Origin of the sequence: Actinomyces urogenitalis DSM 15434, from assembly GCF_000159035.1 — a bacterium.
Taxonomy (GTDB): Bacteria; Actinomycetota; Actinomycetes; order Actinomycetales; family Actinomycetaceae; genus Actinomyces; species Actinomyces urogenitalis.
The window spans coordinates 646,015-656,981 of sequence record NZ_DS999574.1 but is presented as its reverse complement, the minus strand read 5'-3'; the positions used below and the strand labels follow the sequence as shown (position 1 = coordinate 656,981).

The 10,967-nt window shown below is 67.4% G+C and carries 6 protein-coding genes and 1 pseudogene; 6 read left to right on the top strand and 1 reads right to left on the bottom strand.

Translation table 11 applies throughout. From position 1 onward, the window contains the following. Positions 1–464 (bottom strand): annotated as a pseudogene (locus tag HMPREF0058_RS02765) (ISL3 family transposase); the annotation flags it as partial. 783 nt (positions 465–1,247) lie between these two features. On the opposite strand from HMPREF0058_RS02765, the gene HMPREF0058_RS02760 reads away from it, so the two are divergent. From HMPREF0058_RS02760 to HMPREF0058_RS02735, 6 genes are all read left to right on the top strand, one after another. After that, positions 1,248–2,876 (top strand): choice-of-anchor M domain-containing protein, encoded by a 1,629-nt coding sequence (locus HMPREF0058_RS02760; RefSeq protein WP_040319496.1) that lies wholly within the window; start codon positions 1,248–1,250, stop codon positions 2,874–2,876. Positions 2,877–3,043: 167 nt separating this feature from the next. Further along, positions 3,044–4,522, top strand: a complete 1,479-nt coding sequence (locus tag HMPREF0058_RS02755) for an anchored repeat ABC transporter, substrate-binding protein (RefSeq protein WP_006548150.1) — start codon at positions 3,044–3,046, stop codon at positions 4,520–4,522. Further along, positions 4,519–5,514, top strand: coding sequence for a choice-of-anchor M domain-containing protein (locus HMPREF0058_RS02750; protein WP_006548149.1), 996 nt, complete (start codon positions 4,519–4,521; stop codon positions 5,512–5,514). Before HMPREF0058_RS02755 ends, HMPREF0058_RS02750 begins: the two co-directional genes overlap by 4 nt. Next, complete coding sequence (locus HMPREF0058_RS02745) at positions 5,511–6,233, top strand: metal ABC transporter ATP-binding protein (RefSeq protein WP_006548148.1); 723 nt, start codon at positions 5,511–5,513, stop codon at positions 6,231–6,233. The genes HMPREF0058_RS02750 and HMPREF0058_RS02745 overlap by 4 nt, the downstream gene beginning before the upstream one ends. Further along, the gene (locus tag HMPREF0058_RS02740; RefSeq protein ID WP_006548147.1) at positions 6,230–7,108 is read left to right on the top strand and encodes an anchored repeat-type ABC transporter permease subunit; all 879 of its coding nucleotides are present in this window, start codon (positions 6,230–6,232) and stop codon (positions 7,106–7,108) included. The genes HMPREF0058_RS02745 and HMPREF0058_RS02740 overlap by 4 nt, the downstream gene beginning before the upstream one ends. Next, positions 7,105–10,134 (top strand): choice-of-anchor M domain-containing protein, encoded by a 3,030-nt coding sequence (locus HMPREF0058_RS02735; protein WP_006548146.1) that lies wholly within the window; start codon positions 7,105–7,107, stop codon positions 10,132–10,134. Before HMPREF0058_RS02740 ends, HMPREF0058_RS02735 begins: the two co-directional genes overlap by 4 nt. Positions 10,135–10,967: the final 833 nt, after the last annotated feature.

The following is a 10,967-nucleotide window of genomic DNA, read 5'->3' as shown; positions in this document are numbered from 1 at the left end:
TCATCGTCGATCAGCACCCGCTTGCCCTCAGTCACGATCGCGTCGTTCGCGGTGTTCCACGCGACCCCCAGACCCGCGGCGACCCGCGCCACCGTCAAGTGCTCGCACACGATCCCCTCAAGAGCCCACCGCAGCCCGCGCCGCGACAACCTCGCCCGAGGCTCGCCCGCCTTGCTCGTACCCTGACGCCACACGTGTCCACACCCCGTGCACCGGTACCGGCGAATCGTCACCTCCGACACGGTCGGCCGCCAGCCGATCGGCTCGTGCGCCAAGCGCCGCACCACGGTGTCACGCGGCTTACCCTCACAACCGCACCGGCGACACCACTGATCAGGATCGCGGACCCGGCACGCCAGCACCGCACGGTCCGGCTCAAGACGTTGCCCAGTGACCACCAGGCCAAGCTCATCCACACAGCACAACGTGGTCACATCGGGACGGCAGAAGGTAACGCCAGGCATGTCGAGGTCTTCTGGACGGGCGGTGTAGGAACTCCCATCATCAGGGGACCTCGACCCACACCACCACAAGACACCCCACCCACCCCTACACCCTCAACCGTGAAGAGTCCCTTTCGCGAGGGTGGGTTCGGCGGATCCGGGCGCACCGGACTGCATACCCCGCGCGTGCGGGGTCTCATCGACGACGGCGCCGTGTCGTCTCCCTCATCGTGCCGCGTCCCCGTCCTCGTCGGGAAGGAGCACCCGCCCGCCTGTGGACGACGGCGGAGGGGAGGCGCGCCTGTGGACGGAAGTCTCCTCCGTTACCGCGCCCCATTGCAGCGCATCAACGAGGGCGCAGCCGCGCGCCGACCTCGCCTCAGGCCGTCGGCCCGCGCCTCGCTCTGGAGGAGAACGCGAATAGGAGCGCCTAGATGTCGCGCTCCCGCTCGGGGCGCTCGCGCCGGTACGGATTCGCGTTGAGGGCGGTGACGATGAGCCCCCAGTAGAGGCCGAGAAGGAGCGGCCACGTGATGTACGCCGAGAGTTGCGCGTCCACAACGCGAAGGCCGCGAGCGTTGTGAAGTAGACAAGCAGGGTCTTCGACATCCGCGCCTGCACACGCGTCTTGAGGGCTTCCCACGAGTAGAGCACGGCATCCCTCCCCTTCGACGGCATCGATGGGTCTACCTGCACCCTCGCTCGCAGCGGACATGATCCGGACCTCACGCGCGAGGTCGCGCGCTTCACGAACAACCCTGTATGGTAATGCAAGCCATTCTCATTATCGCTAGAAGGTTCGTCATGCGCGCCACCCACCGCGGGATTCATCCCCTCCTCGCCCTGTTCACCGCGCTCTTCACCCTTGCGCTCTTTGCTACGCCGACGATCGCCACGCCCGCCCCACAGAGCGGAGAATCAACGACGAAAGTGCTCCTCACCCGCGGGCATGCCGACGTCTTCGCCCTCGTCCCCAACGGGCCGACGATCTCCCTCGTCACCAAAGAGGACGTCACTACCCCGGGCGCGCCGACCTACCACAACCCCGCAAAGCTGATCCTCGGCGTCACCGACGCCGCGAAGACGAGCGCGACCGAAAAGATCGAGGGCGTTGGAACCGCCGGCTACGCACTCCCCCAGTCCGAGAATCCCGCGCTCCTATGGCCCGGTTGGGACTCGAACGCCCTCGCACCTCTGCGCCCAACCGCGATCCGCCTCGTCATCGACGAGGTCTCCGGGCCTGGCCGCATCCTCCTGTGGCGCTCGGCTGCATTCGGCGCGACCTCCCCGATCTTCGAGCAGGGCTCCCTTGAGGCCGCTCCCGGGCGCTCGATCCTCCAGAGCGCACCCGCCCACGAGCACGCGAACTGGCTCTTCACAGCCGCGGGCACCTACTCTCTCACTCTCCACGGCGAGGTCGATACCCCCAAGGGGCGCCTCGTCTCCGACCCGGCCGCCTACACTTTCGCCGTGGGCGCCACCGCGATCGCGCAGGCCACCCCCGGAGCGTCGGCTCCCGTCGAGCCGTCGACGCCCAGCACCGGATCGACCCCGCCCCCCGCGCCAGCGCCTCAGTCCACCGCCCCCCAAGCGCCCGTACAACCAGCCGCCGAGCAGTGCCTCCCCACCCCCGTCACCTCGAACGGGAGTGGTACGGCAGTCGGCGGATCCCACACGATCCGCGCGAACACCCACGTCCACCCAAACTGGGTTTTCACCGCCCCCGGCGTCTACAAAGTCTCGATCACCCAGACCACGACCCTGAAGTCCGGTGCCCGCGTCTCGACTTCCGACATCCTCTCCTTCAACGTCGGCGGTGCCGGAAACGCCGACTCCGGCCACTTCGACATCGGGACGAGTGCCAGCCCCTCGTCGATCTCCATGCTCGTCAAAGACGACCGCTCGCAGCCCGCGCGCTGGGTCGCCCCTTCCTCTCTCGTCTTCGGACTTGGCTCCGCAGCCGAGACGACTGCACCCGCCGGTATCGAGTTCATCGCGAAGCAGGGTCAGAGGATCTGGATGATCTCCTCAAGCCAGGTCCCCTCCGTCCCGTGGCTCGGCGCAAACACGATGCACCCCAGCCTCTTCGCCCGCACGACCGGCGATGTCACCTGGACGCTCAACGGTGTCTCCGGCCCCGGTTCACTCGCCGTCTTCGAGTCCGGCAACTTCGGCTCACTCGTCGGCACCCGCTGGTTCGGCGGCATCGGCTCAGGCTCGACGACCGTCTACGTCGGCCGCACCGCCGACGGGCGCCCCTGCGAACTCGACCAGGCGACGATCGATCGTCTGCGCGCCGAGGGTAAGATCGTCGATGGCTCGGCCCTTCCCGGCGGTCTCGCGACGACCGGCGCGCGCGCCGCCATCCCGGTCGCCCTCGCCTCGCTCCTCGCCCTCGCTGGGCTCGCCGCACGACGGTGGGCAAGAAGGTGAGGCGCACCCGAGCGCGTCGCTCTGGGAGTGCCTTCGCGCTCTCCCTCCTCATCGGCGCTTCTTCGCTGCTCCTCGGCGCGTGTGCCCCCGCCCTCGCGAACGGCGGAGCCTCTGCCGAGGAGACTCCCGGCGCGCGATCAGAGTCCGTTGCACCTAGCAGTGGCGATGTGGCCGATGACGGGTCGCAGCCTCGGATCGTTGCGACGACGCCGATCATCGCCGATCTCGTGCGCGCGGTCGCCCCGCGAGCGCGCATCGCGACGCTCGTCCCCGCAGGCGTTGATCCGCACTCCTTCGAGCCTTCGATGGCGGCCCTCCGCGACATCGCGCACGCCGACATCGCTTTCTCCAACGGGCTGCTCCTTGAGCAGAGCGCACTCACCTCCTCCATTGACGCGAACCTCCCAAAGGGCGCCCAGCACGTCGCTCTCGGCGAGGAGTCCGTCCCCTTCGGTGCGCGTCCGATTCCCCTCGTCGAGGATCTCTCTCTCGCGACGATCTGGCTCGGGCTGCGCGTCGACGGACGCGCCTCAACCGACTCGACCGTCTCCTTCGAAGCAGTCTCGGCGACGGGCCCTGGCGACCTCGCCGCCTTCACGACCGGCACCTTCGGTGAACCGCGCCCGTGGATCGCCTCGAAGGATGGGATCGACTCGAACGACCGCGTCGAGCTCCCGACTAACGCTCACACCCACATGTCGTGGGGTTTCACTGATCCCGGTGTCTACTCCCTCTCTCTGCGGGCGACGCTCCACTCGCCGACGGGCGACACTCCGCTCGGTGAAAAGACTCTTGTCTTCGCCGTCGGCATCGACCCGCACTCCACCGGGCGGAGCGTCCTCGACTCCGGGCACGCCGATCTCACCGCGAAGCTTGAGGGCTCGATGACCCTGCGCGCAGACGCCCCCGCAGGCGACCTCGACCCCGACCGGATTGTCATCGCCGTCCCGGACACGACGACGACCACGATCCCCGACAACCGGTGGCGATTCCTCGCCGAACCCGGTGCCTCCGCTCGAATCCTCGCCCAGGCCGTGATCGGAACCCACGTCCACGGTGAGATCGACCCGCACATGTGGCACGACGTGAAGAACGCCATTGCCTACACTGACCTCGTCGCCGAGCGCCTCGCAGCCCTCGATCCCTCGCACGCGGCCGAGTATCGGGCGAACGCCACCGCCCGCGACGCCGAACTTGAGGCCCTCGACCGGTGGATCCGCGAAGTCGTCGCCACCATCCCTGAGAAGAGCCGTGCCCTCGTGACCGCGCACGACTCCTTCGGTTACTACGCGAAGGCCTACGGGCTGCGGATCGGTGGGTTTGTCGCACCGAACCCGTCCCTTGAGCCCTCGGCTCTCCAACTCGCCAATCTGACGCGCGTCCTTGAGCAGACGCCAGCCGCCGGAGTCTTCCTCGAACCAACCTCCCGCTCCCACCTCGGCGAGCTCGTCGCACTCGCGCACACGACCGGTAAGTCCGTCTGCTCGCTCCACTCCGACACGCTCACGGACGAGGTTCCCACCTACCTCGACCTCATGGTGTTCAACACGCGCTCGATCAAGTCCTGCCTCGACCCCGCCTCGCTGCCCGCCTGGCCCTTCGAGTCGGAGGCACCCATCCCGAATCTCACCCGAGGAGACCAGTGAAACTCACGCTCGCACTCGCGCTCGCCGCCACGGCTCTCATCGCCGTTGCCCCCGCCTCGCTCGCCGCAGACACGACGACGCAGGACCCTTCCCTCACCCAGGTCGTCGAGTCGAACGAGACCGTCGCCCCCGAAGGTACGCCTGTCGAGATCTCCGCCGGACACGTCGATCTCGGACCGAAGTTCCTCGACGGCGCGTGGACCTTCCTCGCCCGCGACGACTCTGATCAGACGCCGACCTGGCGCCACCTTGACGACGTCGTCCTACGCGTCTCCGACGCCGCGAAGCTCGAACTCCCCGCCGACGACCAGTACTCTTTCATCTCGGCGAACGGCCCGGTCTGGGCCGTCCCCCAGTCCGAGATCGCCAACGTCGTGTGGCTCGGCTGGAACACCCAGGACCCCGAGGTCGTCGGCAGACTCGCCCAGGGCGCGACCCTCGTCTTCGAGGGACACGAGGGCGAGGGGGACTTCCACGCCTTCGTCCAGGCCGGAAACTTCTCCGGCCCCCAAGAGCTGTGGAACTCGACGAAGCCGAACTCGCAGCCGATCCACGTTGACGCAAACACGCACACCCACGCGAACTGGGTCTTCACGCAACCGGGGATCCACCTCATCCGCCTCAGCCTCCAAGCCCAGCTCACCGACGGCACCACCGTCGAGGACACCCGCGTCCTCCGCTTTGCCGTCGGGGACGCCGCCGACGCGCAGAAGGCGCTCGAAGCCCAGTGGACTGTCTCGAACGCCCCTGAGGCACCCGCTCCCGTCGACTCGCCGTCACCCCTCGACCGCTCGACCGTGCTCCCGCTGTGGATCGCCGCGGGGCTCGGCGTTGCAGCCCTCGTCCTTGTCGCGCTCGTCCTCTTCGCCCGTCGCCGTGGCCACGAGCGCGAGCGGGTCGCTGAAAGGATCGTCGAGGGCGGGGCTTCCGGCTCCATCGAGCCGAAGCCGGAAGCGTCTGATGATGCCGACGACCGGGGGTCTCAGCGATGAGCCGCGCACTGGAGGTGTCCGGCCTGCGCGTCGACCTTGGCGGGCGGACGATCCTTGAGGATGTGTCCCTTCGGGTCGACGAAGGCGAGCTTGTCGGCCTCATCGGACCGAACGGGGCTGGCAAGACGACGCTCATGCGCGCGATCATGGGACTCGTCCCCTACCGCGGGAGCATCGAGGCGAGCGGCTCGGTCATCGGCTACGTCCCGCAGCGCCAGGACCTCGACTGGAACTATCCGATGAGCGCCGCCCAGCTCGTCGCGACCGCCTTCACCGGGCGACGTCGCGCACCTCGAGGCGCGGCGCGCCTTGAGGCCGTCTACCGGGCTCTCGATGCGGTCGGCATGTACGCGTACCGCAACCGGACGATCAACGAGACCTCGGGCGGTCAGAAGCAGAGGATCCTCGTCGCCCGGGCGCTCGTTGCCTCGCCGCGTCTGCTCCTCCTCGATGAGCCCTTCACCGGGCTTGACCACCCGAATCAGGACGCGCTATCGCGCCTCTTCGTTGACCTCACCCGTTTAGGAGTCGGAATCCTCATGTCGACGCACGACCTCGGGCAGGCCGTCGATATCTGCCACCGACTCGTCATGCTCAACGGGACCGTGAGGGCCGAGGGCGAGCCCTCCACCCTCTGCTCGCCGGAGCCGTGGATGGAGACCTTCCGCGTCTCTAAAGACTCCGCGCTCCTGCGCTCCCTCGGGATGGTGCGCCGATGAGCCTCCTCGACTTCCTCTCCGACCTCGCAAACCCCTCGCTCGCTTTCCTCCCAAGGGCGCTCCTCATCGCCGTCCTCTCCTCACTCGTCTGCGGTCTCGTCGGCGCGCACGTCGTCTTGCGCGGACTCTCCTTCGTCGGCGATGCACTCTCACACGCCGTATTCCCCGGAATCGCGATTGCCTTCGCGCTCCAGGGGTCGATCCTCCTGGGAGGAGCCGCAGCCGGGATCCTCGTCGCGATCCTCATTTCCGTCTTCTCCCAGAACCGCCGGGTCGGCGAAGACTCCGTTATCGGCGTCTTCTTCGCTGCCGCTTTCGCCCTTGGCCTCGTCGTCGTCGCTCGAACACCCGGCTACACGGGGTCCCTTGAGTCGCTCCTCTTCGGGTCGCTCACCGGCGTGACGAATACCGATGTTCTCATTTCCCTCGGGGCGTGCGTCGCGATCGGCATCGCCCTCGCGGTCTTTCACGACCGGATCGTCCTCGTCAGTGTCGACCGTGATTTCGCGATTTCGACGGGCCTGCGCGTCGGGCGCATTGATGTGCTTCTCCACCTCGCCATCGCGACTGCCGTCGTCGTCTCCATCCAGACGATTGGGAACGTCCTCGTTCTCGCGCTCCTCGTCGCTCCCGCGGCGACCGCGCGACTCCTCACTGACCGTGTCGTCCCCATGATGCTCATCGGCCCGGCCATCGGCGCCGTCTCTGCCTTCCTCGGCATCTGGGCCTCCTGGTCGCTCGACATCCCCTCGGGCGCGGCGATCGTCCTTGTCGCGACCCTCCTCTTCGTCCTCGCCCAGCTCCTCTCGCCCGGGCGCGGACTCCTCCTTCGCGCCCGACCGGCGGCGCAGACCACAGAAAGGACACTCGCATGAGGACCCTTCCGTTCACCGGCCTCCTCACCGCGGCCGCCCTGCTCGCCACACCGATACTCGTCGCGCCCACGGCGCACGCAACCCCGTCAGAGACGGTCTCTCCCACGGACTACGCCTCAGGCCCGACCAACGCCGAGGCCTCGCCCTCCTCCCCCGGAGCGCCTGACGATCCCGAACACCTGCCCGGAGAGGCCGGCTACGGGGACCTCGTGCCCGCCGACCTCACGGTTCCTGCGGGCTCGCCCGGCGCCGACCCGGAGGCGACCCCCGGGCCCGACGGTCGCGTTCCCCACGTGTGCGCTGGCCGCAAGCTCCTCCATCACGCGCACGTTGACGCCGCCTACGTCACCCGTGTCGACCAGACCTTCACCGTTACCGTTGTCGACGGGCGCAAGGTCGTCAAGGACCCGAACTCCGTCTGCGTCCGACTCGCCCCCGACGCGCGCTCCTCCGACTCCCAGGAGGTCTCGCGCATGGTCGTCCCCTCGGGTGGCCTCTTCGACTTCATTGGTAAGCCCGGCGACATCGTCTGGCGCGCCCCTCAGGAGCAGATCGATAACTGGCGGTCCGTCTGGGCTGGCATCGGTGCCTTCGACACGGCGCACGAGGTCGCCCAGCCCGAAGGGATCCTTCTTGACGAGGTGAAGCTCTCGATCGCGAACTCCTCCGGGCCTGGAGCCGTCGAGGTGTGGCGCACCGTCGGCACGAATTCTCTGACCCGAGGGCTCTCTTCCGACCCCTCGCTTGCGCCACTCTCCCTCCAGGCTGGCTCCCACGGCCACTGGAACTGGACCTTCTCGAAAGCGGGCGTCTACCGGCTCGACATGGTTGCTTCCTACACGTCCACCTTGTCCCAGAGAGCCGTTAATTCCTTGCCCTCGACCATCACGTGGCTCGTCGGCTCTGACGACGAGGTCGGCCTGCCCGAAGGCACCACGACCTCCCTCACGCCGATCAGAACGACCGCCGAGCAAGTGAAGGAGAAGATGATCGCCTCCGGCGAGCTCTCCACCGAGGAGACGCCCGCCGAACCCGAGCCACCCTTCACCCAGGCCGAGGCCCGCAAGCAGATCGAGGCACTCTTCGGCTCTGCCGCGAAGGCGCCAGCCTCGCCCTCGTCCCCCTCCCACTACGTCTACACGGGATCTTTCAAAGACGATGTGCGGGCTGGCATGCCGATCAAGCGAGTGACCCTTGAGGTGAGCGCGAACGGCAAGCCTGTCCCCGGGGAACCGATCCTCGAGATCCCTGACTCACTCAAGCAGACAACCGCCGACGGCGACCGCTGGGTTTTGCCTGCCTCCGGCGAGCACGGATCGCTCGGATTCGACTTCACCGGAATGCCCGCCGATTTGCGCTCCGGGCCAGCCGTTTACTCCGTCGACACCTTCGACGGCCCCAAGGGCGGCCGCTACATCGCGGGGACCGTCACCGACGGGGCGATGAACGTCACCCTCGATACGACGCGCGACCCCAACCGTGGCTTCACCGTCGATGCAGCCGCAGTTCCCCTCGCCCACGTCTTCACGAAGCCAGGCGTCTACACCGTCGGTTTCAACATCGAGACGCGCGACAAGGACGGGAACTTCTCCTACAAGTCCCGCTCCGCTCACTTCGTCGTTGGCGATGCTGCGATCTCGGCGCTGCGCGCGATCACCGCGGAGAACAACGGCGAGACGCCCTCACCCTCACCCTCGCCGAACCCTGCGGACCCGGGTGCTGACGCGCCGCCGAGCGGTGGCGCTCAGCCCAGCAATCCCTCGACACCCGATCCCGGCGACTCGGCGATCCACATCATCACCGAAGGCCACATGGATCAGGCGATGTCCCTGAAAGACGGAAAGGCGGAAGTCTTCGTCGATGACACCGCCGACCCGCGTCACCCCGTCCACCGTGCCTCCGGAACCTTCGCCTACGCCGTCCCCGACTCGACGCATGCGAAAATCCCCGCCGGCGCGAAGGGCTACAGCGAACTCGCCGCTGCGGCGCCCGAGGGCGTGTGGAGCCTGCCCGAGACCCAGCTCGAGGGTATCCCCTGGGTCGGCTTCTCAACCCAGCGGGTCGACTACTCGCAGCTCTCAAGCAAGGGCGTCGAGGTTGCGATGAGGAACTTCACCGGCCCCGGTCGCCTCGTCACCGGTATCTCCTCTCTCTTCGAGGGATTCACGCCCCGACTCGACTCGACGAAGCCCGACATGGTCCTCCACTACCTCTTCGGGTCGCACGATCACCAGGCTTTCTACTTCACGAAGCCTGGGCGCTACTCGACCGACTTTGTCTACACCGCGCACCTCGCCGACGGCTCCACCATTGAGAAGACGCTCCATGCGATCTTCCTCGTCGGCGACGAGGCCATCAAGAGGGGCGCTGAGCCAGACCCCGCGCCCGCACCAAACCCGGAGCCTGCGCCGAACCCGGAGCCCGGCGCACCCCTTCCCATCGACGAACTCGTCGCGAAGCTTAACGCCGAGTCCCACCAGAACTGGACGAACCCGAACACCGGTACGCACCGGCCCAGCCAGCCCGCGCCGGGCACCTCCCCGTCAACCGGATCACCGTCCACGGGCTCCCCCTCAGCAAGTGCGAGCACTCCGGCCTCGCTGATCGGGAACCCGACCGCGGCCGGCGCGCGCCTCGGAGAGGGCGCCGGACAGACCGGGACCCCGGTGAGCGGTGGTTCGACCGCGGCCGGCGCGCTGCTGTCGTCGAACTCGGCGGCTGGCGCGGGGGCGGCGAGCTCCGACTCCGACGCATCGGGCGCTTCCAGCGCCGACGGCTCCCAGTCGAGCGGCGTCGAGGGTCTGGACTTCGCGGACTCCGCGCAGTCGGGAGCATCCACGACGCGGGCGCTCGCCAAGCCCACTGCCCCCGTGAGCGCCCTGCTCAACCCCGAGCGCGGGTCCGCCTCGTACGGGAGTGGTTCGGACTGGTGGCAGTGGGTTCTCGTAGGAATCTGTGGCAGCGGACTCGTCGGAGCGGGCGCCTGGGCGCTTCTCCTGCGCAGGCGCGCATCGGTGGGCAAGTAGAGTTCACTGACGCGTCTCCCGGATCAGCTAGCCAGCCCCTGACTGAGTGGAATGCGAGCGGCGGCTCGGACCTTCCCGGTTCGAGCCGCCGCTTCGTCGTCTACTTCTTCGTTTGCGCCTCCGCCTACTTCTTCATCCGCACAAACCGCTAGCGAACTCGGCGCTGGCACTGATTTTGTGATGGCGCTGACTCTGACTTTGACTTTGAGTCTGACTTTGGCACTGGCACAGGCACAGGCTCCACCCGCCTCCGCGTCCCCCAGGCAACACTGGCTCTCCTTTGGTCGAGCTTCTCCCGACGCATTTCAGCCGTCGCGCGTGGGATTAAGCCCGTCTCCGTAGTGGCCGTGGGTTCGCGTCCTACGACACGAGGCGCCTGCAAATCCAGACCCACAGCCCCGACAAACGACCAACAGGGTCTTCGAAGTCAGCGCATGCCCCAACAGCGAAGGATCACAGCACACTTACACCACAAACCGGGACTTGACACAAGACGCCGTGCCCCGCTGTGGTGGGCGGAGCACGGCGCGTTGTGTGGTCTGGCTGGATTAAGCGCGGCGACGCCAGGTCACATACCCACCCGCCAGCAGAAGCAGGGCACTAGCACCCAGCAGAGTCATATCCGCTGAACCTGTCTTGCCTAGCCCACCGTGACCGTGCTGAGCCTTTGACGTAGCTGACGGCTTCTTCGTTTCATCAGACGGTTTCGTCTCATCAGGGGGTTTCGTCTCATCAGGGGACTCTGGCTTAGGCTTGAATGCTAGATCAACTGTGAACACTACGTTCCCGTCGCCATTCACCTCACAAACAGCACCCTCTGGACACTTAAGCGG

Excerpts from the sequence above, each read along its gene's own strand:
- HMPREF0058_RS02760 (WP_040319496.1), top strand. The coding sequence starts at position 1,248 with ATGCGCGCCACCCACCGCGGGATTCATCCCCTCCTCGCCCTGTTCACC.
- HMPREF0058_RS02745 (WP_006548148.1), top strand. The coding sequence starts at position 5,511 with ATGAGCCGCGCACTGGAGGTGTCCGGCCTGCGCGTCGACCTTGGCGGG.
- HMPREF0058_RS02740 (WP_006548147.1), top strand. The coding sequence starts at position 6,230 with ATGAGCCTCCTCGACTTCCTCTCCGACCTCGCAAACCCCTCGCTCGCT.
- HMPREF0058_RS02735 (WP_006548146.1), top strand. The coding sequence starts at position 7,105 with ATGAGGACCCTTCCGTTCACCGGCCTCCTCACCGCGGCCGCCCTGCTC.